Annotated in this window: 28 protein-coding genes; 12 read left to right on the top strand and 16 right to left on the bottom strand. The window is 74.0% G+C overall.

Annotation, left to right across the window (positions count from 1 at the left end; translation table 11 throughout):
* Nucleotides 1-202: 202 nt before the first annotated feature.
* Nucleotides 203-1,222, top strand: coding sequence for a zinc-dependent alcohol dehydrogenase family protein (locus J3A75_RS11420; RefSeq protein WP_012318409.1), 1,020 nt, complete (start codon nt 203-205; stop codon nt 1,220-1,222).
* A gap of 48 nt (nt 1,223-1,270) precedes the next feature.
* Here the strand turns inward: J3A75_RS11420 and J3A75_RS11415 are convergent, their stop codons facing one another.
* Nucleotides 1,271-1,498 carry a DUF1127 domain-containing protein gene (locus tag J3A75_RS11415; RefSeq protein ID WP_041372544.1) on the bottom strand — a complete coding sequence of 76 codons (228 nt, stop codon included), beginning with the start codon at nt 1,496-1,498 and terminating at the stop codon, nt 1,271-1,273.
* A gap of 219 nt (nt 1,499-1,717) precedes the next feature.
* Here J3A75_RS11415 and J3A75_RS11410 point away from each other — a divergent pair.
* Nucleotides 1,718-2,475 (top strand): IS5 family transposase gene (locus J3A75_RS11410; protein ID WP_209650201.1). Its coding sequence is split into 2 segments (ribosomal slippage): nt 1,718-2,054 and nt 2,054-2,475, totalling 759 coding nucleotides; the frame shifts between segments, so codons are not numbered across the junction.
* 13 nt (nt 2,476-2,488) lie between these two features.
* Here the strand turns inward: J3A75_RS11410 and J3A75_RS11405 are convergent.
* The 7 genes from J3A75_RS11405 to J3A75_RS11375 form a co-directional block, all read right to left on the bottom strand.
* Nucleotides 2,489-3,172: a helix-turn-helix transcriptional regulator gene (locus tag J3A75_RS11405; protein WP_209650200.1), complete on the bottom strand. Its 684-nt coding sequence runs from the start codon at nt 3,170-3,172 to the stop codon at nt 2,489-2,491.
* 70 nt (nt 3,173-3,242) lie between these two features.
* Nucleotides 3,243-4,073 carry an anti-sigma factor family protein gene (locus tag J3A75_RS11400; protein ID WP_076730241.1) on the bottom strand — a complete coding sequence of 277 codons (831 nt, stop codon included), beginning with the start codon at nt 4,071-4,073 and terminating at the stop codon, nt 3,243-3,245.
* A complete protein-coding gene (locus J3A75_RS11395; protein WP_012318405.1) occupies nt 4,070-4,612 on the bottom strand; it encodes a sigma-70 family RNA polymerase sigma factor in 543 nt (180 codons plus the stop codon). The genes J3A75_RS11400 and J3A75_RS11395 overlap by 4 nt, the downstream gene beginning before the upstream one ends.
* Nucleotides 4,613-4,785: 173 nt before the next feature.
* On the bottom strand, nt 4,786-4,986 hold the full coding sequence (locus J3A75_RS11390; protein ID WP_245297860.1) for a hypothetical protein: 201 nt from the start codon (nt 4,984-4,986) through the stop codon (nt 4,786-4,788).
* A 243-nt stretch (nt 4,987-5,229) separates the two neighbouring features.
* Nucleotides 5,230-5,496, bottom strand: coding sequence for a GCG_CRPN prefix-to-repeats domain-containing protein (locus J3A75_RS11385; protein WP_012318403.1), 267 nt, complete (start codon nt 5,494-5,496; stop codon nt 5,230-5,232).
* Nucleotides 5,497-5,653: 157 nt separating this feature from the next.
* Nucleotides 5,654-6,658, bottom strand: a complete 1,005-nt coding sequence (locus J3A75_RS11380; RefSeq protein WP_209650199.1) for an SDR family oxidoreductase — start codon at nt 6,656-6,658, stop codon at nt 5,654-5,656.
* 41 nt (nt 6,659-6,699) lie between these two features.
* Nucleotides 6,700-6,912 (bottom strand): hypothetical protein, encoded by a 213-nt coding sequence (locus J3A75_RS11375; RefSeq protein ID WP_012318401.1) that lies wholly within the window; start codon nt 6,910-6,912, stop codon nt 6,700-6,702.
* A 244-nt stretch (nt 6,913-7,156) separates the two neighbouring features.
* Between J3A75_RS11375 and J3A75_RS11370 the strand changes: the two genes are divergently transcribed.
* Nucleotides 7,157-7,720, top strand: coding sequence for a hypothetical protein (locus J3A75_RS11370; RefSeq protein WP_209650198.1), 564 nt, complete (start codon nt 7,157-7,159; stop codon nt 7,718-7,720).
* 202 nt (nt 7,721-7,922) lie between these two features.
* Here the strand turns inward: J3A75_RS11370 and J3A75_RS11365 are convergent, their stop codons facing one another.
* The gene (locus J3A75_RS11365) at nt 7,923-8,753 is read right to left on the bottom strand and encodes an outer membrane protein (RefSeq protein WP_012318399.1); all 831 of its coding nucleotides are present in this window, start codon (nt 8,751-8,753) and stop codon (nt 7,923-7,925) included.
* Nucleotides 8,754-9,767: 1,014 nt separating this feature from the next.
* Between J3A75_RS11365 and J3A75_RS11360 the strand changes: the two genes are divergently transcribed.
* Together J3A75_RS11360 and J3A75_RS11355 are read left to right on the top strand one after the other, a co-directional pair.
* A complete protein-coding gene (locus tag J3A75_RS11360) occupies nt 9,768-10,250 on the top strand; it encodes a DUF2721 domain-containing protein (protein WP_012318397.1) in 483 nt (160 codons plus the stop codon).
* A gap of 189 nt (nt 10,251-10,439) precedes the next feature.
* Nucleotides 10,440-10,619, top strand: coding sequence for a hypothetical protein (locus J3A75_RS11355; RefSeq protein ID WP_024830557.1), 180 nt, complete (start codon nt 10,440-10,442; stop codon nt 10,617-10,619).
* Between the two features lie 7 nt (nt 10,620-10,626).
* Here the strand turns inward: J3A75_RS11355 and J3A75_RS11350 are convergent, their stop codons facing one another.
* The 5 genes from J3A75_RS11350 to J3A75_RS11330 all read right to left on the bottom strand — a co-directional run bounded on the left by J3A75_RS11350 (nt 10,627) and on the right by J3A75_RS11330 (nt 12,458).
* Nucleotides 10,627-10,887, bottom strand: coding sequence for a hypothetical protein (locus J3A75_RS11350; protein WP_029360827.1), 261 nt, complete (start codon nt 10,885-10,887; stop codon nt 10,627-10,629).
* Between the two features lie 249 nt (nt 10,888-11,136).
* Complete coding sequence (locus J3A75_RS11345; RefSeq protein WP_209650197.1) at nt 11,137-11,349, bottom strand: hypothetical protein; 213 nt, start codon at nt 11,347-11,349, stop codon at nt 11,137-11,139.
* 106 nt (nt 11,350-11,455) lie between these two features.
* Nucleotides 11,456-11,821: an energy transducer TonB gene (locus J3A75_RS11340; protein WP_076730238.1), complete on the bottom strand. Its 366-nt coding sequence runs from the start codon at nt 11,819-11,821 to the stop codon at nt 11,456-11,458.
* A 151-nt stretch (nt 11,822-11,972) separates the two neighbouring features.
* Nucleotides 11,973-12,215, bottom strand: a complete 243-nt coding sequence (locus tag J3A75_RS11335) for a hypothetical protein (protein ID WP_012318392.1) — start codon at nt 12,213-12,215, stop codon at nt 11,973-11,975.
* A gap of 36 nt (nt 12,216-12,251) precedes the next feature.
* Entirely contained in the window at nt 12,252-12,458 is a 207-nt protein-coding gene (locus tag J3A75_RS11330; protein WP_209650964.1) for a hypothetical protein, read from the bottom strand.
* A 176-nt stretch (nt 12,459-12,634) separates the two neighbouring features.
* Here J3A75_RS11330 and J3A75_RS11325 point away from each other — a divergent pair, with 176 nt between their 5' ends.
* The 5 genes from J3A75_RS11325 to J3A75_RS11305 all read left to right on the top strand — a co-directional run bounded on the left by J3A75_RS11325 (nt 12,635) and on the right by J3A75_RS11305 (nt 19,286).
* The gene (locus tag J3A75_RS11325; protein WP_020095106.1) at nt 12,635-12,814 is read left to right on the top strand and encodes a hypothetical protein; all 180 of its coding nucleotides are present in this window, start codon (nt 12,635-12,637) and stop codon (nt 12,812-12,814) included.
* A 231-nt stretch (nt 12,815-13,045) separates the two neighbouring features.
* A complete protein-coding gene (locus tag J3A75_RS11320) occupies nt 13,046-14,086 on the top strand; it encodes a helix-turn-helix domain-containing protein (protein ID WP_209650196.1) in 1,041 nt (346 codons plus the stop codon).
* A 63-nt stretch (nt 14,087-14,149) separates the two neighbouring features.
* Nucleotides 14,150-14,521, top strand: coding sequence for a hypothetical protein (locus J3A75_RS11315; RefSeq protein WP_012318388.1), 372 nt, complete (start codon nt 14,150-14,152; stop codon nt 14,519-14,521).
* A 134-nt stretch (nt 14,522-14,655) separates the two neighbouring features.
* Nucleotides 14,656-16,035, top strand: a complete 1,380-nt coding sequence (locus tag J3A75_RS11310) for an efflux RND transporter periplasmic adaptor subunit (protein WP_209650195.1) — start codon at nt 14,656-14,658, stop codon at nt 16,033-16,035.
* A gap of 11 nt (nt 16,036-16,046) precedes the next feature.
* Nucleotides 16,047-19,286 carry an efflux RND transporter permease subunit gene (locus J3A75_RS11305; protein WP_209650194.1) on the top strand — a complete coding sequence of 1,080 codons (3,240 nt, stop codon included), beginning with the start codon at nt 16,047-16,049 and terminating at the stop codon, nt 19,284-19,286.
* Between the two features lie 29 nt (nt 19,287-19,315).
* On the opposite strand, the gene J3A75_RS11300 is transcribed toward J3A75_RS11305, so the two are convergent.
* Together J3A75_RS11300 and J3A75_RS11295 are read right to left on the bottom strand one after the other, a co-directional pair.
* Nucleotides 19,316-19,459 (bottom strand): hypothetical protein, encoded by a 144-nt coding sequence (locus J3A75_RS11300; RefSeq protein WP_209650193.1) that lies wholly within the window; start codon nt 19,457-19,459, stop codon nt 19,316-19,318.
* 408 nt (nt 19,460-19,867) lie between these two features.
* Nucleotides 19,868-20,149: a hypothetical protein gene (locus J3A75_RS11295; protein WP_012318383.1), complete on the bottom strand. Its 282-nt coding sequence runs from the start codon at nt 20,147-20,149 to the stop codon at nt 19,868-19,870.
* Nucleotides 20,150-20,780: 631 nt separating this feature from the next.
* Between J3A75_RS11295 and J3A75_RS11290 the strand changes: the two genes are divergently transcribed.
* Both J3A75_RS11290 and J3A75_RS11285 read left to right on the top strand, forming a co-directional pair.
* A complete protein-coding gene (locus J3A75_RS11290; RefSeq protein WP_209650192.1) occupies nt 20,781-21,890 on the top strand; it encodes an ATP-binding protein in 1,110 nt (369 codons plus the stop codon).
* A gap of 8 nt (nt 21,891-21,898) precedes the next feature.
* Nucleotides 21,899-24,199: a DUF5682 family protein gene (locus tag J3A75_RS11285; protein WP_245364334.1), complete on the top strand. Its 2,301-nt coding sequence runs from the start codon at nt 21,899-21,901 to the stop codon at nt 24,197-24,199.
* The last annotated feature ends 45 nt before the right edge of the window (nt 24,200-24,244 follow it).

Here is a 24,244-nt window from a genome sequence, read left to right as displayed (position 1 = left end):
CGTGACCTTGGCGCCGGCGCGGCACAGCGGCAAGGGCGGGAAGGGCTGCGGACGCCGGTGGCGGGCCCCTGTCGCGGGCCCTTGTCGCGGGTCCCTCCCCCGCACCCGCGGCGGACTGCTCCGCTCCGTCGTCTCGACGCGGCGCGCCGGGCCTGCCAGTGTCCGCCCCCGGCGGCCGAGGCCGCGGAGCGACAGGTGCGTCATGACCGGATCGACAGCCCGTGCCGTCATCGTCCAGCCCGGCGGCGGCTTCGACAAGGTGACCTTCGGCGAGCGGCCCGTGCCGGAGCCCGGGCCCGGCGCGATCACCGTCCGCCTGCGGGCGAACTCCCTCAACTACCACGACTACGCGGTGGTCAGCGGGATGTGGGGGCCGAGCGAGCCGCGCATCCCGATGTCCGACGGCGCCGGCGAGGTCGAGGCCGTGGGGCCGGGCATGACCGAATTCGCCGTGGGCGACCGGGTGGTCAGCACGTTCTTCCCGACCTGGCTGGAGGGCACCCCGCTCGTCGAGGGCTTCGCCACCGTGCCGGGCGACGGGGTCGACGGCTACGCCCGCGCGCGCGTCACCGCGCCCGCCACCGCCTTCACCCGCGCCCCGAAGGGCTGGGACCACGCCGAGGCGGCGACGCTCACCACCGCCGCGCTGACCGCGTGGCGGGCACTGCACGCCGATGCCGGTCTGAAGAGCGGCGACGTGGTGCTGGTGCAGGGGACCGGCGGCGTGTCGCTGTTCGGCCTGCAATTCGCCAAGGCGGCGGGCGCCACGGTGATCGCCACCTCCTCCAGCGACGCCAAGCTGGAGCGCCTGCGCGGGCTCGGCGCCGACCACGTCATCAACTACCGCGCCGACCCGGCCTGGGGCGAGACCGCCCGGCGCCTGACCGACGGGCGCGGCGTCGACCACGTCCTCGACGTCGGCGGGCCGGCGACGCTGGAGCAGTCCATGGCCGCCGTGCGGGTCGCCGGCCACATCTCGGTGATCGGTATCCTCTCGGGCGTCGCGGGCGAGCTGCCGCTGGTGCCGGCGCTCCTGAAGCAGATCCGGCTGCAGGGCGTGCTGGTCGGCAGCCGGCGCCACCAGATCGAGATGATCCGCGGCATCGACGCCTGCGGGCTGCGGCCGGTCATCGACCGCCGCTTCCCCCTCGACGACCTCGTCGCGGCGTTCCGCCACCAGGAGAGCAACCGCCACTTCGGCAAGATCTGCGTCGAGATCTGAGCGTTCGGGCCGGGCCTGGGGCGTCGCGGCGGGCGGTGCGGCGGGCGTTCAGCGGAAGGCGATCCCGAGCGCTCCGGGCATCGCGACGACCCGGGGCGCCTCGGCCTGGCTCGGCGGCGGCGGCACGTGCGAGCAGCCGTTCTCGCAGAAGGCGCGGAGCGTGCGCCGGTCGAGGCCGATGTCGCTCAGCATCTCGTCGTCGAGGGCCGACAAAATGCGAAGATTTCGCGCCGCGATGCGGCTCTTTCGGGCAGATTTCAGGAACGAGAGGATCATGATCCAGTCTCCGTTGCGCCGAGAGATCCGTGTTTCGTCCACGATCGGCCGGATCAGCGTCGCTTTGTCGTGGACTGTGCGCATCCTCCGTTCGGATTAATCGTGGCTCGCGGCGCGAATATTTTTGCCGGATCGCGCTAGGGTGTGAACCGAACCAAGCCGTTGCGGGGTCTGTCGTTTTGTGATTCCAGGCGGCCGTTTTGCGGCCTGGAGGCGGTGATGGCGGACCTGTTCTGGCTCTCGGATGAGCAATGGGCGGTGATCGGACCGTTCATGCCCAAGGATCAGCCCGGACCCGAGCGCAAGGACGACCGGCAGATCATCTCTGGCATCCTGCACGTGCTGACGTCGGGCTGCCGCTGGCGCGATTGCCCGGCCGCCTACGGCCCGCGGACCACGGTCTACAACCGCTTCAACCGATGGTCGCGGCGCGGCTTCTGGAAAGCCATGCTCGCCGCGCTGGCCAAGGCCGGATGGACGGGCGATGCGGCTGCCCTCGACAGCAGCTACGTCCGCGCCCACCGCTCTGCCCATGGCGGCAAAGGGGGGCGACGGCGCAGGCCATTGGCCCATCGCGCGGCGGCCAGACCACCAAGATCCACGCGCTCACTGATGTCCTCGGCCGCCCCGGCGTCCTCCTGCTAACGCCCGGCAACGCCAGCGATGTGACCACCGCGCCTGCGGTGCTGGCCAAAGCGCCAGGCCGGATCCAACGTCTGGCAGCCGACAAGGGCTACAATGCCGACTGGCTGCGCGCTGACCTCCGCAAGAGCGGCATCACGCCGGTCATCCCGGGCAAGCGCGGCCGCAAGCGGAAGATCCGCCACGACAAGAGCCGCTATCGGGAGCGGTGGCGGATCGAGGCGACCTTCAACCGCCTCAAGGACTTTCGCCGGATCGCCACCCGCTACGACAAGCTCGCACGCAACTACGCCTCGGCCCTCGCTCTGGCCGCCGTCATCGCCTTCTGGTGCTGATCGAGTCCAAACCCTAAGCGTCCGCGATCGGCTGCGGGCACAGCAGGAGCAGCCGCACGAGCTCGGCCTGGCGGCGCGTCCCCGTCTTCTCGAACAGGTGGCGCAGGTGCACGCGCGCCGTGTTCCGCGTGATCCGGCGGCGCGTCGCGCTCGCCGCGAGGTCGTTTCCGGCCAGGATGTCGACGGCCAGGGCCGCCTCCGCGGGCGTGAAGCCGAACTGGTCCTGGAGAACGCCGGGATCCGGCAGGCGCGGGGTCCCGGGGTCCGTGAGACGCAGGAGAACCGCGCCCTCGGCGACCGTGCCGGGAAGCGCCGAGGCGGCGACCAGGAGCGTGCCGCCCGCGCCCTCCAGGCGCACCGAGCCGCCGCGATGGCCGGCGGCGCAGCGGGCGATGACCCGGCGCAGCGCCGCGCTGTCCTCGGGCGCCGCGCCGCGCAGGCCGCCCTGCTCGAGGCACAGCAGGCCGCGCGCGACGAAGGCCTGCGCGGCGCGGTTCAGGAAATGGGCCCGCCCGTACCGGTCGGTCACCGCCAGCCCCTGCTCGAGATGCTCAGCCAGGAGATGGAGCGCCGCCTCCACGAGGGACAGGTCCGGGAAGGCCGGGGCGGCGCCGGCCAGGGACCGCCGCTCCGGCGCGGGGCCGATCTCGGATCGTGCTTCGGCTCTGCGGGTGTTCAGGTGTGATTGACTGATCACGCTGGGATCCTCGCCGGATCGACATCACGATATCAGTAATAACCCGGCATTGACGGCCGTTATTCCCGCCTTATCCGGGCGGGGCCCCGGTCCGGGACTGGAACAGGTCGGCGAAAGCGCGCAGGTCGCGCCGGTTGAGATCCGAGACCGCCCAGTAGGTGAGGTCGCCGAGGCGCCAGCGCTCGATCGTCGAGCCGTCGCGCCGCTCCTCGCCGGCCCCGGGACCGTCGGCGGCCGGGATCACCGTGACGCTGATGACGTGCCGGTCGCGGCGATAGACCAGCGTCGGCACGGGCGCGCCGCCGACGATGTCGACCCGGCCGCCGACCAGCGGGAAGCCCTTGTCGGACAGGTCCGGCGCCTCGGGCGCGAGGGTGGTCCGGCCGTTGAACCAGGGCTTCACCACGTGCCGGTCCGAGGAGGCGATGTCGAAGGGCTGGGGGGCCGCGAGGCCGCGGAGGTGGCCGGCGAGCACGGCCGCGCCGGTATCCGGGGCGCCGCCGGGGCGGTCGAGATAGACGGCCCCGCCGCCGAGCGCGGCCCCGCCGACGAGACCGACGAGCAGCGTCGCGGCCAGTGCCTGCCGGGATCCGCGCCAGGATTTGAGCCAGGATTCGAGCCAGGTCTCGGGCCAGGACCCGAGCGCGCCTCCGAAGCGGCCGCGGGACGGGGGCGGGTCGGAGAAGCCGACCTGCTCGACCACGCGCGCCCGCAGGGATTCCGGGGCGGGCGGCCCCGCGAGGGTCTCGCGCAGGGTGCCGGACAGGGTGTGGAGGCGCTCCGCCAGGGCCCGCGCATCGGGGTCCGCCGCGAGACGGCGCTCCATGGCCAGGACCTCGCCGGGCGACAGCTCGCCGTCCGCGTAGGCGCTGAGGAGCAGGAGGGTCTCGTCGTCGGTCATCGCCCGTCCCTCGCGAGCCGTGCAAGCAGGTGCTGCCGCGCGCGGCCGAGGCGCGACATCACGGTCCCGATCGGGACCCCCGTCACCGTGGCGATCTCCCGGTAGCTGAGGCCGTGGTACTCGCGCAGGACCAGCGCCTCGCGGAAGGCCACCGGCAGGGCCTCGACGGCCCGGGCGAGCTGCCCCGCATCGTCGCGGGCGATGAGGGTCGCCTCGGGCGTCTCCGGAGCCTCGGTCAGGGCGCCCCCGATCTCCAGCTCGGCGCGGGCCTCGGGGGCGAGGTCGTCGGCGAAGACCACCGCCCGCGGCCGGTGCCGTTGCAGCCAGGAATAGCCGGTGTTGCGGACGATGGTCAGGAACCACGCCCGGGCATTGCCCTCGGCGAACCCCTCGATCGCCCGGTAGGCGCGCAGACACGCCTCCTGCATCACGTCCTCGGCGTCGGTGGCGTTGCCGGTGAGCCAGTGCGCGAGCCGGTAGCCCTCGTCCAGGCGCGGGAGAACGAGCTGGCTGAAGCGCGCCCGCGCCAGGGTCGTCATGCCGGCGGCCGGGCCGGGCCCGGCCCGTCGAGAGCCTGCGAAGCCATGGGGTCCCGCCCTGGTGCTCCTGCCTGCAGCCTTGTGCCACACAATCGGGAACCGGGCGGCGGCGGGCTTTATTCCCGCAGCCGGGCACGAGCACGTTCGCGCGCGTCTCGGCCCGTCGGGCGCCGCTAGCGGCCGCCGCGGGGCCGGACGGCGGCCCGGCGGTCCGGCCCCGCGGCCTTCATCCCGCTGGCCTGTCCGGTCGGCGATCGGGGGTCGGGCCCCGGCTCCGGGCAGCCGTCCGGGCCGAGGCGTTTGCGGGCGACGCGCTCGGCCGTCGCCCGCTCCGCCGCCGTGGGGTTCGCGCCGCCGCTCTGATCCTGGGCCATGGTCATGTCCAACCGGAGCGGGACCGTGCGCGGTCCCGGGCGTGGGGTCCCCGGCACCGCCGGAGGCCGGAACGGATGGGGGGCGGACGCGCCGTCCCGCCGCCCGATCCCGCCCGCCGCGCCGCCAACGGGAAGGGGCAGGCTGCCGCCTCCTCGGAGACGGGGCCTGCCCCTGGATCAACCCGCGGGCCGTGTCACGGTTCGGCGCCGGACCCTCGCGTCGGGACGCGTGCCTGCGCGTCCCTAGCGGCAGATGCGCCGCGGACCCCACGGGGTCGGACGGAAGAAGCAGCGCGGGCCGTAGAAGCGCGGCCGCCGGTACATCGGCCGGCAGCGTCCGTACGGGCCGGGCGCCCAGCCCGGGCCGCAGCCGAACGCGACCGTGCTGACCGCGGCGGGGCCGGTGATCGTATCGGCGCCGGCGGGCGCCAGGGGCGCCGCGCCGGCGGAGGCCAGGCCGAGGCCGCCGACGACAGCCGCGGCGGCCGCGATCATCTTCACGTGCATCATCATCAGACCTTCTGCTCGGTTTCGCGCCGGTTCGGCCCGGCGCAAGACCCGGCTAGGATGGTCTTCGGGCCTGAATGTGGGCTGACCTCCGCTATCATCGTCTAGAAACAAACAGTCCGGCCGGCGCCCGCGCGGGAGCGGGCGCCGCAGCGGCGTCCTAGCGGCGGTCGGCACGGCCCAGGAGCGCGGCCGCGGCGGCCGTGGCCCCCGCCAGCAGGATCCCGGTCAGGGCCGGGTTGATCGAGGCCCGGGTGTAGGCGCTGCGCATGACGTGGTGGGGCGAGCCGCCCCGCACGGCGCCGTCACGGCCGGCCGCGTGGAGGGCGCCGTCCCGCTGCCTGCCGGCCACGCCCGCGGTCTGGCTCCGCGACATCACCTGCGCGCCCATCCAGTCGGTCACCGCGGGCACCCGCTTGCGCATCGCGCTCATCAGCTTGCCGCCGCCGCCGACATAGAGGTCGCGGGGGCCGTGCTCCGCGGCGTACAGGATGGCCTCCGCGACGTCCGCGGGGGCGTAGACCGGTGGCGGCAGCTTGGGCGCCTGCGCCATGTAGTTCCGGGCTTGCTCGGGGAACGGCGTGTCGATCGAGGCCGGCTTGATGAGCGTCACCGAGACCGGGGCACCCTCCTCCTGAAGCTCCATCCGGAGCGCGTCCGTGAAGCCTTTGATCGCGTGCTTGGAGGCGGAGTACATGCCCTGGATCGGCAAGGCGAGGTCGGACGCGACGGAGCCCAGGTTGATCAGCGCGCCGCCGGCCTTCTTCAGGTGCTGCAGCGCCACGGTCGACCCGTAGACGATCCCCCAGAAATTGACGTCGAACAGCCGGCGGTGATCCGCGTCCGAGACCTCCTCGAGGCGGCCGAAGATCGAGAGACCGGCGTTGTTGACCCAGGTGTCGAAGCCGCCGTAGGCGCGCACGGTCTCGGCGGCCAGCGCCTCGACATCCTCGCGGCGGGACACGTCGGTCACCACGGCCCGGGCCTCGCCGCCGCGCTCCTGGATGTCGCGGACGATGTCCTCGAGGGCGGCGCCGTTCCGGGCCGCCAGCACGACGCGGGCGCCGCGGCGAGCGGCCGCCCGGGCCGTGGCGAGGCCGATCCCGCTGGAGGCGCCGGTGATGACGATCACCTGCTCGCGCAGGGGCTTGTGCCGGATCCGCATGCTGCGTCTTCCTCTCTCGTGGGCTGTCTCGTCGGCGGCGCTCAGCGCCCGCCGCCCGGCCGGTCGCGCTCCGCGCCGAGGCTGGTCCCGCCCCGGCGCGCCTCCTCCTTCTCGGTGCCGGCCCGCTCCATCGGGCCGTCCTGCGGCCTGACCGTGCCGGTGGCGGTGTCGCGGGGGCTCTCGGCTAAGCCCGCGCGCTCCGGTTCGCCGCGCGGCATCCGCTCGGCCTGGGTGTCGTCCGGCGCGTCGGCCATGCTGCATCCCTCGCGATGGACCTGGTTTCCGGGCGCCGCCGCGTGCCGCGACGGAGCCCCCGGCGGATCGGACCACGCGGCCGATCCCCTGAGGGCCAACCCGTCAGGCGCCCGGCGTATCCGGCGGCCCCAGTCGCGGCGGCAGCGGGCCTCGCGTGCGGGGCGGCGCGAATTGGGCGAACGCGCCGCAGGAACACGGCCGCGGGGCTCGTGTTGTCTGCCAAATCTTTTTCACGAGGCGCCGATGTCAGGAACCGCCAAGAAGACCGACCCCAAACTCTGGGACAAGGTGAAGACGCGGGTCACGAAGTCCGAGAAGGGCGGGAAGCCTGGTCAGTGGTCGGCGCGCAAGGCGCAGATCGCGACTGCCGAATACAAGAAGGAAGGTGGCGGCTACGCCGGCAAGAAGGCGGCCGACAACCATCTCCAGCAGTGGACCGACGAGGAATGGGGCACGAAGTCGGGCAAGGAGAGCGGCAAGACCGGCGAGCGCTACCTGCCCAAGAAGGCCCGCGAGAGCCTGACCGACGAGGAATACGCCGCCAGCACGGCCAAGAAGCGCGCCGATACCCGGAAGGGCAAACAGTTCTCGAAGCAGCCGAAGGCGGCCGCCGAGAAGGCCGCCGCGGCGCGCGACGACGGCAAGTCCGCCAAGGCGTCCGGCAAGGGCGGCAGCAAGGGGGGCGGCAAGGGGGGCGGAAAGTCGGAGACGACGAAGGCCGAACTCATGCGCAAGGCCCGGGCGCAGAACGTGCCCGGCCGGTCGCGGATGTCGAAGGCGCAGCTGGAGCACGCGGTCCACGCCTGAGGCGTGGCGCGGCGGGCCGTCGCCCCGACGCAAGACGTCCCGGGAATGGCTCCCGGGACGCTCCTCGGCTCAAGCGGCCAGTTTGATCGGGCTGGGGATGCTCAGGTCGAGAGAGGGTGCGGCCTGTCCAGAGGCTCGCGCGCCATCCCGGTGAGCGGGACGCAGCCCCCCGCGGCGCGGGGGGCGTCGACGCGCGGGCTTCTCAGTACGAGCCGAACTTGTAGTTCAGGCCGGCGCGGATGACGGCGAACTCGTCGTCGCGGCGGCCGATGTTGTTGTACACCACCGGGAAGTTGTTGGCGGCGTTGATGACGAACGCACCCTGGTTGCGGGTGTTGCGGTCGAGGTTGACGTACAGGCCTTCGACCTTGAGCGTCACGGCGTTCGAACGGAAGAAGTTCAGGAACGAGTCGGTGGGCAGGGCGTACTCGATGCCGCCGCCGACGGCGTAGCCGGTGCGGAAGCTGTCGTTACCGGCGAAGCCGCCGAAGGAGCGGTCGGCGCTGCCCGAGCCGTAGGCGAAGCCGCCGGTGCCGTAGAACAGCACGCGGTCGAAGGCGTAACCGATGCGGCCGCGCACGGTGCCGAAGAAGTCGAGGCTGGAGAGGCCGCGCGGGTCGGTCACGTAGTAGCCGGGAGCGAGCGGGCCGACGAGGAAGGCGTTGTTCCGGCTGCGGCCGAAGTCGAGGTACTGGGCGTCGGCCTCGACACCGACGACGATGCCGGAGCCGGGGGTGAACTGGAAGTTGTAGCCAACCTGGCCACCGCCGGTGAAGCCTTCCTGGTTGCGCTGGCTGAAGAAGGCGGTGGTGCCGTTGCCGTAGGGGGCGGGCACGCCGAAGCTGTTGGTGTTGTTGCTGCTGGCGTCGAAGGCGTAGCCGGCGTTGATACCGAAGTAGGCGCCGGTCCAGGTGAAGACCGGGACGGGGGTGAACACCGGCGGCGGGGCGGCGCGGCGCGGCAGGTCGGCGGCCGAGGCGGCGCCGGTCAGGAGGGCCGTGGCGGCGCTCGCGAGCAGAAGCTTCTTGATCATCTGGTCCTCTGTCTCCCGTTGGACGGGATGTGTGCGGGGCGGACAGAACGCCAGGATGCGCCGGGGCGATAGTGCATCGCTGCAACAGCCCGGAATCGGGTCCTCGGCGTCGAAACGGCCGGGTGCGCTGGAGCACATCGCGAAATCGACCGGTCAAAGCCAAGAAGAGGATTTGTATCCGAGTGTTTCCGGAAACAAAATGCCCCGTCGCGCGGGGGGCGGACGGGGCTTCAGTTTGTCGGTGAACGTTCCCAGGACCAACCAGGAAGCTTCGAGGTTTAATAAATCCTACCGGCCGGCGCCCCGCAAGCCCGCTCGCGATCCCGCGAGCGGTTAACATTAATTCACGGCCGTTCCCGCCGATGCCCCGGCCCGCGGCTGCGGGCTGTGCCGCAGATCTCGTGCGATCCGGTCCCGTATCGCAGAGGGTCTGGACGCGTCCGCGCACCTGCGCCGCGCCTATTCGCGATGCCGGTCGCGGATCCGCGCAGATGTATCCTGCGTCCGGTCCCGTCCGAGTCTTGATCCTGCGCCGCCGGGTCTTGTCGCCCGGCCCGTGCCGGATCGATGTCCTGGGGAGCGGCAGATCTCGCGGGGGAACGGCGCCGGCGCGGCGCCGTTCCCCCGGCCTGTGGAGAAGACGCCGCCACGGCCGGGCGGCGCGGCCGTCGCGGCTTTTCCGGTGCGCCGCGGGCCCTATGTGCCGGCCTCGTCGTCGGTGGAGATCTCAGGAGACGCGCATGCACCCCGTCGCGCTGCCTTCGATGCCGGCCCTCCGGGTCCGGATGGACGGTGTCGGCCCCGCGCCGGCCGGGAGGCCTCGATGACCGACACGCCGGCCCCGTATCTCGCGGTGGCGTTCCTCTCGGCGCTGTTCCTGCTGGTGGCCGGGCTGCAGGCGGAAGGCCTCCTGTGGTGACGCCCCGGGTCCGCATCGGTCGCGCCGCCGCGCGGCCGTCCGGCCCGGTCACCGGCGGGGGCGGCGCTTGACGCGTCCGCGCGCGTAGCCCGCCGATGTTCGGCTTCTCCCTCAGCGCCACCGAACCGGACAGCATCGCCCACATCATCCAGGTGGCGCTCGCGCCCGCCTTCCTGCTCTCGGCGCTGGCGACGCTGCTCAACGTGTTCTCGACCCGCCTCGGCCGGATCTCCGACAAGGTCGACAGCCTCTCGGCGGAGGCCGCCCGGGCGACGGACGCCGAGGCCGCTCGCCTCGCCCGCCGCCTGACCTTCCTGCGACGGCGCTCCTTCGTGCTGGACGTGGCGGTGGTCCTGGCCTCGCTGGCGGGCGGCCTGATCGGTCTGGCCGTGCTCACGCTGTTCGTCGGCGCGCTGCGCGATGCGGCGACCGCGTCCGTCCTGTTCGCCTGCTTCGGGGCGGCGCTGGTCTGCACCGTCGCGGCGATCGCGGCGTTCATGACCGAGATCCTCATGGCCGGCCGCGGCGTCCGCGACGCGGTCGACCGCCAGAAGGACCAGGTGGCGACGCCGCGGTGAAGCCCTCGAATCGCCCGGTCCTCCCGGAGATCGCGGGGGCGATCCTGCGGCGCCCGCTCGGGCGCGCCCGCGGTGCCGGTGGGGCGATCGGGACCGAACCGGCGGCGATTTCGATTGCGGCGCCCGGGAACCGGGCCTTAGTCTGCCGGTGGCCTGATTCCGCCGCCGGCCGCGCCCGAGTGTTCCGCCATGAGCATCGCGATCCTGATTGCCTTCGTCGCCGGCGCACTCTGCCTCGGAATCCTGTCCGCGCTCATCCCGTTCGGGCGGCGCGAGGCCGAGGAACCGGACGAGGCGCTCCCGTACGAGGACGAGTTCCTCGACCTCGGTGGCCCGGTGATCGATCTGGAGCCGCGCCACCTCACCTGACGGGAACCTACCGGGAGGCGGATCCCGCGGTGCCGGGCGTCGCGGCGTCCTGCCGGGCCGACCAGACGACGCGCCCGGCGGCATCCCGCAGGGCCGCCGAGCCCGCGCGGCCGGCACGCAGCGCCGCGAAGCGGGCCTTCGCGGCGGCGACCGCCGCCTCCTCGAGGGGGCCGGCAATCTGCTCGTCGTGGATGATGATGCCGCCAGCGCTCTCGCGGTGGATCATGCATTGCAGCCGGTAGGGCGCGGTGGTCTCGGGCGGAGCCATGGCGCTGTCCCGTCCGGTCACGGGGCCGGCCCTGTGCCGGTTCGGATGGCGGGCACGCCGCGAAACATCCGGCCCTCCTCGGTTCGACGCGTCGAGCGCGATCCATACCAGATTCGTCCGGCCCGGGGCGATCTCGCGCGGCGCCTCGCGCGCGGCGCCTCACGCGTTTGCCCCGAGCGCCCCCGTGGGCCGCCCGCGCGGCGTGCGCGGGCGGCCGTCGTCCGGCGGTCGGAGCCGCCCGCGCTCCGCTCAGGCCGCCTCGCCCTCCGCGTCGTCGGCGTCCAGGATCGTCTCCAGGTCGCCCACGAGGGCGTCGAGCTGGTCGGCGGTCGCGACGAGCTTGAGCTTCGTGCCGTCCTGCGCCTCGACCGCGATCTCGATTTGGTCGGCCACCTTCGCGGCCAGGGCCTGCTTCACCGTGTAGGTCGTCACGTTTGACGTGTCGGCGGACTTGTCGGCCATGCTGATCTCCTGAGTGGCTGCGGGCAACGCGGGGAGACCGGGATCGGCGGTGCGGCAGAAGCTCGCGACCGTGGCCGACAGCCAAGCGGGGCGTGTTCGACTGCGGCTAGCCGCGCCTGCGCGTGTAGCGCTCGACCACGCGCTGCCGGTGCGTCGGAACCTCCGGCAGCCGGGCGAATCCCGCCGGGGCGCGGTCCCGGGCCGCCGCGGGACGCGGTGCGGGCAGAAGCTCCGGCGGTGACCGGGGTGTCTCGACGACGACCGCCTCCAGCACGATGGGCCGCCTCGCCGGCGCGGGCCGCACCGGGCGCTCCGACCGGGCCGCGAGGGTCCCGAGGGCCCAGAGCCCGAGGCAGAACAGGCCGATCAGGATCCCGTCCCCGGACGGCTCGGTCCGGCACATCAGGATCCCGGTGCCGGTGAGGGCGGCCGCGGCCGCGAACAGGCGCGGGGTCGGATCGGCGGAACGCATGCGGCACCTTCGGTGCGGCGCCCCTAGGGACCCGTGAACGGCGTCGCTCCAATTGTCCGCACCGCCCGGTTCTCCCCGCTTCTCGCCACTTCTCCCCGGTCCACACCGGTTCAGGCGGCCGGGATGGGCTGGGCGGCCCGGGGGGCGCGTCTCAGCCCGCCAGGCTGGACGGGGCCTGCCACGCGACGCCGGGATGCTCGCGGATGTCCCCGGCCCGGGATCCGGTATCGGCGTCGCTCGTCCAGTCGCCGGGCTCGGCGACGTGGGCGATCTCGGCCTCCGGATAGGCGGCCGACAGGAACAGGCGCGCCTCGCCCTCGGCCTCGGCCCGGACCGTCACGAGCGGCCGCTCGCCGCCCCCGTCGCGCACCTGCGCGATGAACAGCTTGGTCATGGTCTCCCTCCGGATGGGTCCGCCGGCGCGGCGGGATCAGGCCCGCAGTTCCTCGACGTGGAGGCCGCCGGCCCGCAGGTGGTCCGGGATCCGGGTGCGGTCGCGGAAGCCGGCGGCGCGCGCCATCGCGTCGAGGGCCGCCAGGGGATCGAGCGCAGCGCCGCTCCAGAGAACTGCGCCCGTCGCCGCCTGCATGATCCGGAACACCTTCACGCCACGCCCCCAGTCTCGACTCTCGGACAAGCTCGGGGGAGTCGCGGGTGTTCCCGACGAACGGCCGTGGGCGGCTGCGGCCGATTCGCGCCGGCTCTGCCCCGGCGGGAACGGGGGCGCCGGGCGGCGGTTCTCCAGCCAACGCCGGCACGGGCCGGCACGGCGAGAACCCACGTCGAGAACCCGATCGGGATACAAGGAGAGCCATGACCAGCCGCACCGTCCAGTCCGCCCTGCTCGCCCTCGCCCTCGTCGCCGGGAGCGCCGGGATGGCCGCCGCGCAGAGCACGCCCAATGGCAACACCTCGTCCCCCGGCGCTCCCGCGGGCGACAACAGCACCGGCAACGGCGCCACCGGCAGCGGCGCGGCCCCGAGCGGCCGGTAACGGTCGGTTAACCGTCAGGATCGAAGCCCCCGATCCTCACAACCGTGCAACTCTCCGTCCCGCGGCCACCCGGCCTGCGGGACGTTCTGTTTCCGGGCCCTTGCCGACCCCGCCGGGACGGGGCGCGGCCCAGAGTCCGGTGATTGGAACGGAGTGCCACTTTTCTGGGCAGGCAGAATCGCCATACTGTCGGCGTGACCGGGCCGCGCCCGGTCGGGACCGACACGGGCGATGCGACCGAAACCGATCCTGGAGCTCACGGGCGAGAGCCCGGGCCCTCGTCAGGCCGACGACTGGCGCGACGCCGTCGCGCCGTTCTGGGATTTCACGATCCGCCGGGAGGACCTGTCCGATTTCCGCGGGCAGTCCCGGGTCCGACACCTCGGCACCGCGATCGTCTGCAGCGCCCGCGCCTCCGGGCTCCAGTTCGTGCGCGCGCGGGCCCTGACCGCCCGGATGGGCGTCGATCACATCGTCGCCCACATGCGCGTCTCCGGGCAGTCGAGGGTCACGATCGGCGGCCGGGAGCGGGACTGCGCCCCCGGCGACATCTGCCTGTTCGACCTGTCGCAGCCGCTCTCCGCGGCCTCCACGGATTACGAGGCGATCACGGTGGTGCTGCCGCGCCCGCTCTTCGGAGCCCGGCAGAGCGCCCTCGACGCCCTGCACGGGTCGGTGATCCGGGGCGCGACCCCGTTCGGCCGGATGCTCAACGACCACCTGCGCTCCCTGAGCGCGCACGCGACGGGGTTCTCGGAGCCGGAGGCCGCGGCGGCGGCCGAGGCCACTGCCGCACTGCTCGGGGCGGCGACCCTGGGCCTGCCGCAGGACGAGGGCGGCACGCAGCCGCCCGAGCGGGCGCCGCTGCTCGTCGCGATCCGGCGCTTCGTCGAGGCCGAGCTCGCCTCCGCGGACCTGTCCGCCGAGACGATCGGGCTGCGGTTCGGCGTCTCGCGCAGCGCCCTCTACCGGCTGTTCGTCCCCCTCGGCGGCGTGTCCGGCTACATCCGGCAGCGCCGGCTCGCCCGCGCCTATCGCGACCTCGCCGCCGGCGACGGGCGCTTCGCCCGCATCTCCGAGGTGGCGTATCGCTGGCGCTTCGAGAGCCCCGCGCACTTCACCCAGGCCTTCCGCGCCGAGTTCGGCTGCGCCCCCCGGGATGTCCGCGCCCAGGCCGCGGCCGAGCCCGCCCGGTTCCCGGCCGCGGAGCCGCCGGCCCAGGCCGAGACCTGGACCGACTTCTACCAGTGGGTCCTCAAGCTGGCGGCCTGAGCGGGTCCGGGGCCGGAACCCGGACCTTGTGCCCCCGGCGTCGGATGGACCATAAGGGCCGCGATGACCTTCGGGGTTCGGCATAGGCGCCCGGCCGGGGCGCGGCGCTGGTGGGCGCTCGTCGCCCGCACGCTCGCGCTCGTCCTGGCGCTGACCGTCGCCGCCCCGGGCGTCGGCCTCGCGGCGGATCTCGCCTTCCACGCGGGCGGCCATCACGATCGGAGCCAGGGCCCGGCCCTCGACGCGCCGGCGGCCCCCGCGACCGTCGATCCCGGCCTCTCGGAGCACCTCCATTGCGGCTGCCATCAGGCGGCCCGCCTGGAGGCGACCGAGATCGCGCCCCCGGCCGCCCCGGGCCGGTTGCGGCCGGGCGCGCTCGCCCAGGGCCGCCCCTCCGTGAGTCCCGACCGGCTGCCGCGGCCCCCGCGCGCGTGAGCTGACGCCGCCCGCGGGCGGCGCTCCGCCCGGATTCCGAACAGGCTCCGGGTTCGCCCTCACGTGTCACCTGAACGGGACCTCCCGGGACCGCCGCGCGCGGCACCCCGCCGTCCCGGCCGAGCAGCTTCCCCATGCGCATCGTCCCGTCCGTGGCCGCCGCCGCGGCACTTCTGGCCGCCGGCTTCGCCCTCGGCTCCGCCGTTCCCGCCGTCCCCACCCTGCCCGACCGTCTCTGGCAGACCCTCGCGGCCGCCGGGCTCGCCCGCCCTCCGGCCGACGATCCCGATCATCGCGCCGCGGCCGCCGCACCGGGCCGGCCGGAGGCCGCGCCCGATCCGCACGCGGGCGACGATCACGCCGACCACGGCCACGCGCACGACCACGCGCACGGCCACGCGCACGGCGCCGACGAGGCCCACGAGCGGGGCACGATCCGGATGCGGCCCGACCAAGTCGCCGGCCAGGACATCGTCACGCGGACGGTCGGGGGCGGCACGCTGGCGCGCCACCTCCTCGTCCCCGGCACGATCACGCCCGACACCGACCGGATCGCCCGGGTCCCGGCCCGGGTGGTCGGGACCGTGGCCGAGATGCGCAAGCGCCTCGGCGACGCCGTGCAGACGAACGAGGTCGTCGCCATCCTCGACAGCCGCGAGGTCGCCGACGCCAAGAGCGAGTACCTCACCGCCCAGGTCCAGGCCGAGCTGCAGACGATCAACTTCGAGCGCCAGCAGAAGCTGCTCGCCTCGCGCAGCGCCTCGGAGGCGGCCTTCGAGACCGCCCGCGCCGCCTATCTGGAGAACCGGCTCCGGGTCGACCTCGCCCGCCAGAAGCTGTCGGCGCTCGGCCTCGACGCCGCCGAGGTGGCGGCCGCGCAGAAGCGCGACGAGGCCACGCCGAACCAGTCGACCCTGCGCCGCTACCCCCTGCGGGCGCCGCTCGCCGGGCGCATCGTCGAGCGCAAGGTCGATGTCGGAACGGCGGTCGGCAAGGAGGGCGATCCGGCCGACCTCTACACGGTGGCCGACCTCTCCACGGTCTGGATCGAGCTGTCGGTGCCGACCCTCGACCTCGCCCAGGTGCGGGAGGGCGCCCGCGTGACGGTCACGCCCGGCCGGACGGGCGAGGCCGAGCGCCGGGCCGAGGGCCGGGTGATCTTCGTCAGCCCCTTCCTCAACCCCGACACGCGCTCGGCCCGCGTGGTGGTCGCCCTGCCGAATCCCGACCTCGCGTGGCGGCCCGGCACCTTCGTGACCGCCGAAGTCGAGATCGCGCAGGACGCGGTCCCGGTCCGGATCCCCAAGGCGGCCGTCCAGACCATCGAGGGCCGGAGCGCCGTCTTCGTGCGCACGGCCGAGGGGTTCGAGAAGCGGCCGGTCACCCTCGGCCGGTCCGACGACGAGGCCTACGAGGTCACCGCCGGGCTCCAGCCCGGCGCCGAGATCGCGGTCGGCAACGCGTTCCTGCTGAAGGCCGAGCTCGGCAAGGCCGACGCCGGCCACGACCACTGAGGAGACGGACGATGATCAGCCGCATCCTCGCCGTCTCGGTCCGCCAGCGCTGGCTGGTGCTGCTCCTCGTGCTGCTGGCCTCGGGGTTCGGCGCCGCCGCGCTCACGCGGCTGCCCATCGACGCGGTGCCCGACATCACCAACAACCAGGTCCAGATCAACACCCTGGCCCCGTCCCTGTCGCCGGCCGACGTCGAGCGGCAGGTCACCTACCCGGTCGAGACGGCCCTCGCCGGCATCAAAGGCCTCGAGTACACCCGCTCGCTCTCGCGCAACGGCTTCTCGCAGATCACCGCGGTCTTCGCCGAGTCCCTCGACATCTACTTCGCGCGCCAGCAGGTCGCCGAGCGCATCGCCCAGGTGCGGGAGGACCTGCCCTCCGGGGTCGAGCCGCGGATGGGCCCGATCTCCACGGGCCTCGGCGAGATCTACATGTGGTCCGTCCAGTACGCGCCCCCGGCCGCGCGCGCGACCGTGCCGGCGGGCCGGCCGGGCTGGCAGCCGGACGGGAGCTACCGGACCCCGGAGGGCCAGGCGCTCAGGACGGAGCTGGAGCAGGTCGCCTACCTGCGTACGGTGCAGGACTGGATCGTGCGGCCGCAGATCAAGTCCGTCCCGGGCGTCGCCGGCGTCGACGGGATCGGCGGCTTCGAGAAGCAGTACCACGTCCAGCCGGACCCCACGAAGCTGACCGCCCTCGACCTCTCCTTCTCGGACGTCGCCCGGGCGCTCCAGGCCAACAACGCCAACCAGGGCGCCCGCTACCTGGAGGATAACGGCGAGAGCTACGTGGTCCGCGCCGCCGGCCGCCTGGAGAGCCCGGAGGCGATCGCCGACGTGGTCGTGGCGAGCCGCGGCGGCGTGCCGGTGCGGATCCGCGACGTCGCCACGGTGCGGATCGGGCGCGACCTGCGCACCGGCTCGGCGAGCGAGAACGGGCAGGAGACCGTGATCGGCACCGCCCTGATGCGGATCGGCGAGAACAGCCGCACGGTGGCGGCCGCCGTCGACGCCCGCATGGACCAGATCCGGCGGGCCCTGCCCCCCGGCATCGTCGTCCAGACCGTCCTCGACCGGACGCGGCTCGTCGAGGCCACGATCCGCACGGTGGGCCGGAACCTCGCGGAGGGCGCGGCCCTCGTGATCGTCGTCCTGTTCCTGCTGCTCGGCAACATCCGGGCGGCGCTGATCGCCGCGCTGGTCATCCCGGTCGCCATGCTGATGACCGTGACCGGCATGGTCGAGGGCAGGATCTCGGCCAACCTGATGAGCCTCGGAGCGCTGGATTTCGGGCTCATCGTCGACGGGGCGGTGATCATCACGGAGAACGCGCTCCGCCACCTCGCCGAGCGGCAGCGCGCGATCGGGCGGCCGCTCGTGCTGGAGGAGCGCCTGGAGACGGTGCGGGACTCGGCCGAGGAGATGATCAAGCCGTCCCTCTACGGGCAGGCGATCATCATGCTGGTCTACGTCCCGCTCCTGACCTTGACGGGGGTCGAGGGCAAGATGTTCCAGCCGATGGCGCTGACCGTCATCCTCGCCCTGGCGGCGGCCTTCGTGCTGTCGCTGACCTTCGTGCCGGCCCTGATCGCCGTCGCCCTCACCGGCCGGGTCACCGAGGCGGAGAACCCCCTCGTCCGGGGCCTGAAGGCGGTCTACCGGCCCGTCCTCGCCGCGGCGATCCGGACGCCCACCCCGTTCGTCGGGGCGGCGCTGCTCCTCCTCGCGGGCGCCGGCCTGCTCGCCACCCGGCTCGGGACCGAGTTCATCCCGCAGCTCGACGAGAAGAGCATCGCCCTCAACGCCACCCGGATCCCGTCCACCTCCCTCACCCAGTCGCAGGCGATGCAGCTCAAGGTGGAGCGGGTGATCGCCAAGTTCCCGCAGGTCGCCTACGTGTTCTCGAAGACCGGCACCGCCGAGGTCGCCACCGACCCGATGCCGCCGAATTCCTCCGACACCTTCGTGATGCTCAAGCCGCAGGCCGAGTGGCCTGACCCGGGCCTGTCGAAGGCCGAACTGCAGGAGCAGATCGAGGCGTCCTTGAGCGAGCTCGCCGGCAACGTCTACGAGTTCTCCCAGCCGATCCAGCTGCGCTTCAACGAGCTGCTCGCCGGGACCCGGGGCGACCTCGCCGTGAAGGTGTTCGGCGACGCCTTCGAGCCGATGCTGGAGACCGCCAACAGGATCGCCGCGATCCTGCGCGGGATCCCGGGGGCCGACGACGTGAAGGTCGAGCAGATCGCCGGCCTGCCGGTCTTCGAGATCCGGATCGACCGGACCGAGGCGGCCCGGCTCGGCCTCAGCACGGGGGCGATCCAGGACGTGATCGGCGCCGCCATGGGCGGCCGGGACGCCGGGGTCGTGTTCGAGGGCGACCGGCGCGTGCCGATCGTCGTGCGCCTGACCGACCAGGTCCGCGAGGACCGGGAGGCTCTGGAGAACCTGCCCGTCCCCCTCCCCCCGGGCGCGAACGGCCGGGCCGCCTCTGTGCTCCTGCGGCAGGTGGCGCAGTTCTCGGTGAGCGAGGGCCCGAACCAGATCAGCCGCGAGAACGGCCGGCGCCGGGTCGTGGTCACCGCCAATGTCCGCGGGCGCGACATCGGCTCGCTGGTGGCGGAGGCGCAGGGGAAGGTCGCCGCGCAGGTGACCCTGCCGCCGGGCGCCTCCGTGACCTGGGGCGGCCAGTTCGAGAACCTCGCCTCGGCTCAGGCGCGGCTCACCGTGGTGGTGCCGGTGTGCTTCTTCCTGATCTTCCTGCTGCTCACCTCGGCGCTGGGCAGCGCGCGGGACGCGCTCCTGGTGTTCAGCGCGGTGCCGCTGGCGCTCACCGGCGGCCTCGCGGCCCTGTGGCTGCGGGGGATGCCGCTCTCGGTGCCGGCCGCGGTGGGCTTCATCGCCCTCTCGGGCGTCGCGGTCCTGAACGGCCTCGTGATGCTGACCTTCATCAAGCAGCTCGTCGCCGAGGGGCGGCCGCTGCGGGCGGCGATCCGCGAGGGCGCCCTCACCCGGCTGCGGCCGGTGGCGATGACCGCGCTGGTCGCCTCCCTGGGCTTCGTGCCGATGGCGCTCGCCACCGGCACCGGCGCCGAGGTGCAGCGGCCGCTCGCCACCGTGGTGATCGGCGGCCTGATCAGCGCGACGCTCCTGACCCTGGTGGTGCTGCCCGCGCTCTACGCGCGGTTCGGGCGCGCCGGACCCGCCGTCCGGAGCGCGGTCGGGGCCGAGCCGCTGACGGACCGTGCGGCCTGACGGCGCCCGCGCCGCCGCCGCGCCCTTCGTCAGGCGGGGAGGATGTGCAGCATCCCGCCGACCATCCCGAGGGCCCCGATGCCGATCAGCCCCACGGCGATGTAGAGCCGCATCCGGCTCTCGTCGGCCGGCGATGACGGGCGGGTGTCTTCGGGCAGGTCGAACCAATCCATCGGGTGAGCGCAGCCGGTCGGGTGAGCGGGAGGCGCCGCCCTAGGCCAGCCCGATGACGACGGGATGACGGCGGGATGACCGCGGCCCCGCGCCCGGCGGCTGCGGCTTCACCAGCAGCGCGCACCGCCTCGGCGAGCGCGTGGACGGTGTCGCCCTCCTGGGGCGGTCCGGCTCTTCCAGCGAGTCGACCCTCATGACCGAGGCCACGCGGTGGGCGGTGCCGACCGGCTCCACCTCGATCCGGGCCATCACATCTCCGCGCTCGATCGCCGTCACCGTGGCGGGGATGTCGTTGCGCGCGCCGTGTCTCCGGGGGCTTTCCGCGTTGCGCAGCCCGTTCGGCCGCCGTCGAGGCCGATCGATGCCGGGGCCCCGGCATCGATCGCGACGCCGGGGCCAGGACCCGATCAGCGACGGCCCGAGGCTCCGGCCGCGCCGGCGTCGCTGCCGCCCGGCTGGAAGCCGGCCGCGTTCGGCGGCCCCTTCATCCGGCCATCCTGCTTCGGCATCTCCGAGCCCGGAGATCCGGTCGTGGTGCCCGTCGTCTCGCCCTTGCCCGTCTCGCCCTTGCCCGTGTAGCCGGCCGCGTTGGGCGAGCCCTGCATCCGGGGACCGGTATTCTCCGCGGCCGTGGCGGCCGCGCCCGTTGCCAGGAGGCCGGCGACGGTCAGGCTGATCAACGTCTTCATGTGCGAACCCTCGAACGTTTCCCCAGGCCGCCTCTTCGGGCGTATCGGGGCAACGCGGCCGGACGGATCCCGTTCACGCCACCGGGATCGGTCCGGCGCGGGCGGCGCGTTGCGGGACAATACTTGCTGCGATGCGATAATTCCGCGTCGAAGCAGGCGGGAGCGCATTTCTATGGCAATGTATTGATTTATGTTCGCGCTCGCGCGGGCGCGGACAATTGCAATCCGTTGCAGAACCTGTTTAAATATTCATTCGCGTTGCATTTCATCGTGGTGACTGAATTCGCTTGCGGCCTATCGGGCTCCGCGAGGAGGTCGAACATGTACGCTTTGGCTAAGACTGGAGAGAGAACCGATTGGGAGCTGGTCGTCGTCTTCGGCGGATGGATCGTCTTCGAGGTCGCGATCCTGACGCTGTGCTTGGTGTCGATGTAGGCCGTCTTCGGGACTAGCCCGATCCTGATCGTCCGCCGGATCGCCCGGACCGGTGAATGCCCGCGGCTGGGCCGCCAATGCTTGGCGACGGGATCGCGGATAGGCGGAACCGCTTGAGAGACCCGCGCGTGCCGGGGCATGATCTGCCGATCGCAGGACACGTCGACCGAGTCGGCGCGACGGCAGGGGCGGGTGCATGGCGAAGGCGGTGCGGGCGGGCGGCGGGCGCGAGGCGCGTCAGAGACCCCCGGCCGAGGACGTCCACGCGGCGGAGCTCGCGCGCCTGCGCGCCGAGGATACGGCGCCGCGGCCGCCCGGCTGGCAGCTCTCGCTCCAGGCCGTCCGGCGCTTCATCTGCGGCGACGGCGCGACCCCCGCCAAGGTGGTCTGCGCCCCGGCCCTGGTGGAGCGGGCCATGGTCACCCTCGCCACCTCCCGCGCTCTCCTGCTGATCGGCGAGCCCGGGACCGCCAAGAGCCTGCTCTCGGAGCTCCTCGCGGCCGCGATCAGCGGGTGCTCGACCCTGACGATCCAGGGCGGCGCGTCGCTGACCGAGGACCAGATTCGCTACGGCTGGAACTACGCGCTGCTCGTCGCCGAGGGGCCGAGTCCGCGCGCCCTGGTCCCGGGCGCCCTCCATACCGGCCTCAGCGAGGGGCGGATCGTCCGCTTCGAGGAGCTGACCCGTTGCCCGCTGGAGGTGCAGGACAGCCTGCTCTCGGTCCTGTCCGACCGGGTGCTCGCGGTGCCCGAACTCACCGGCGCGGACGGGATGGTCTACGCCCGGGAGGGCTTCAACCTGATCGCCACGGCCAACACCCGCGACCGGGGCGTCAACGAGATGTCGGCGGCCCTCAAGCGCCGGTTCGGCTTCGAGACCGTGTTCCCGATCGCCGATCTCGAGGCCGAGCTCGCCCTGGTGCAGCGCGAGGCCACCGCGCTGCTCGCCCGCTCCGGCGTGCCCCGCGCCCCGGATCCGGAGGTGCTCGAACTGCTCGTGACCTGCTTCCGGGAGCTGCGCGAGGCCGTGGACACGGAGGGCACCGGCATGGAGCGGCTCTCGTCCGTGATGAGCACCGCGGAGGCGGTCAGCGTCGCCCACGCCATCGGCGTGAAGGCCCATTTCCTGCGGGGTGACGCCGGCCAGCCGGAGGACATCGTCGCCTGCCTCGCCGGCACCGCCGCCAAGGACGACGCCGAGGATCTCGCCCGCCTGCGCCGCTACCTCGACCAGCGCGTCAGCCGCCGCTCCGGCGCGGCGTGGCGGGAGTTCTACGCGGCGCGGCACCTCCTCACCCCGCAATGAACTCCGCAATGAGCGGTCCCGCGCCGGATCCCGGCCGCCTGACCGTCATCGGCGTGCGCCACCATTCCCCGGCCTGCGCCGGGCTCGTCCGGCGCACGATCGCGGCGCTGCGGCCTGCCTGCGTGCTGATCGAGGGGCCGGTCGACTTCAACCCGCACCTGCCCGACCTCGCCCTCGGTCACGACCTGCCGGTGGCGATCTTCTCGTTCCGGGCCGACGCGGCGGGCAGCGCCGCCTCCTACACGCCGTTCTGCGCCTTCTCGCCGGAATGGCAGGCCCTGGAGGCGGGCCGGGCGGTGGGTGCGCGGACGCTGTTCTGCGACCTGCCGGCCTGGGATCCGGCCTTCGGGCGCCGCGCCAACCGCTACGCCGACCCGCACGGGGCCCGTGCGGAGGCGGCCGAGCGGGCGCTCGCCGCCGCCCTCGGCGTCGCCGACCAGGACGCCCTCTGGGACGTCCTCGCCGAGGCGGCGCCCGAGGCGGAGCTGCCGGCCCGGCTCGACCGCTACTTCGCCCTGCTGCGCCCGCCGGGCACGGACGATCCCGCCGAGGAGGCCCGCGAGCGCTTCATGGGCGCCTACGCGGCCCACGCCCTGCGGGCGGCCGGCGACCGGCCGGTCGTCCTCGTCTGCGGCGGCTGGCACGCGGACGCCGTCCGGCGCCACGCCGCGCGGGCGGACGGGACCCGGCCCGAGCCGGCGCCGCCGGGGCCGGACCTGCGCACCGGCAGCTACCTGGTGCCCTACGCCTATCCCCGGCTCGACCGGTTCTCGGGCTACGCGGCCGGCATGCCGGCGCCGGGCTACTACGAGCGCGTCGCCTCCGCCGGCCTCGCCCCCGCGGCCGACTGGGCGATGACGGCGATCACCGCGGCCCTGCGCGAGGCCGGGCAGGTCGTCTCCACCGCCGACCGCGTCGCCTGGCGGGTCCACGCCGAGGCCCTCGCCCGGCTGCGCGCCCATCCCGCGATCCTGCGCGCCGACCTGATCGACGCGGCCCTCGCCGCCCTGGTGAAGGACGCCCTCGACCGCCCGCCCGCCTGGGCGGCCGGCGGCGCCGCGCCCGGCCACCCCGCGCTCGCCGCGATGCTGCGGGCGCTCACCGGCCGGCGCGAGGGACGCCTCGCCCCCGGCACCCGGCAGCCGCCCCTCGTGGCGGACGTCGCCGAGCGCCTGCGCGCCGCCGACCTGGAGCCGGGGCCTGTGCGCCGCCACGTCGACCTCGACTGGGCCGAGCCGGCCGACCGGGCGCGGGCGCACCTGCTGCACCGGCTGGTGCTGCTCGGGCTGCCGGGGATCGCCCGCGAGGGGCCGGACCGGGCCGAGCCCGGCCTGCCGCGGGAGCGCTTCACGCTCGCGCGCCACCCGCACTGGCTGGGCGCCCTGATCGAGGCCTCGCTCTGGGGCGGGACCCTGGAGATGGCCGCCTCCGCCCGGATCACCGCCCGGGTCGAGGCGGCGCCCGACGCCCTCGGTGTCCTCACCCGGGCCCTGTCCGACGCGCTGTTCGCCGGCCTCACCCTGGAGGGCGAGATGCTGGCCCGCCTCAGTGCGGGCATCGCGGCGGCGCACGACGCCGCGGCCCTGGGCGCCGCCGGGGCCGGGATCGTGCGGCTGTACCGGTTCGGCGACGCCTTCGCGCCGGCGCGGCCGGCCCTCGCCCGCCTCTGCGCCGTCCTGGCGGCCCGGGCGCTCTTCGTTCTCGAGGGCATCCGCGAGCCGCGCGCGGGGCTCGGCGCCATCCCCCTGGTCCTCGCCTGCCGCGACCTGTTCCGCGAGGCCGGCGCGGAGGTGCCGGGCCTCGACGACCTGCGCGCGCCCTTCGCCGCCATGCTCGGCCGGCGCCTCGCCGACCCGGAGACGCCCCCGGCCCTCGCGGGGGCGGCGCTCGGCTTCCGGGTCGCCTGCGGCGCGGCCGGATCGGACCCGGAGGCCGCCCTCGCCCGGCTGCGCCGCTTCGGCCTGCCCGCGACGCTCGGCGACTTCCTCGCCGGCCTGTTCGCCCTCGCCCGCGAGGAGATCGCCGCCGACGCCACCCTGGCGTCCGTCGAGGGGCTGGTGGCGGCCTGGGGCGACGACGACTTCCTGCGGGCGCTGCCGTCCCTGCGGATGGCGTTCGCGTGGTTCCCGCCCCGGGAGCGCGAGCGCATCGCCGTCGCGATCCTGCGCCGGAGCGGCCTCGGCGCCGCCCGGGCCGAGGTCGAGGCCCTGGCCTGGATGCGCCAGCGCGCGCGCCCGGCCGATCAGGCCGAGGCCCTGGCCCGCGAGGCGCGGGTGGCCGCGCGGCTCGCCCGCTACGGGTTGACCTGAGACCCGACAAGGAAAATTTTACCGCCGCGCCACCGGGAGAGGACT

Origin of the sequence: Methylobacterium sp. PvP105 (assembly GCF_017876975.1) — a bacterium.
GTDB classification, from domain to species: domain Bacteria; phylum Pseudomonadota; class Alphaproteobacteria; order Rhizobiales; family Beijerinckiaceae; genus Methylobacterium; species Methylobacterium radiotolerans.
This window is presented reverse-complemented; position numbering and strand designations above follow the sequence as displayed.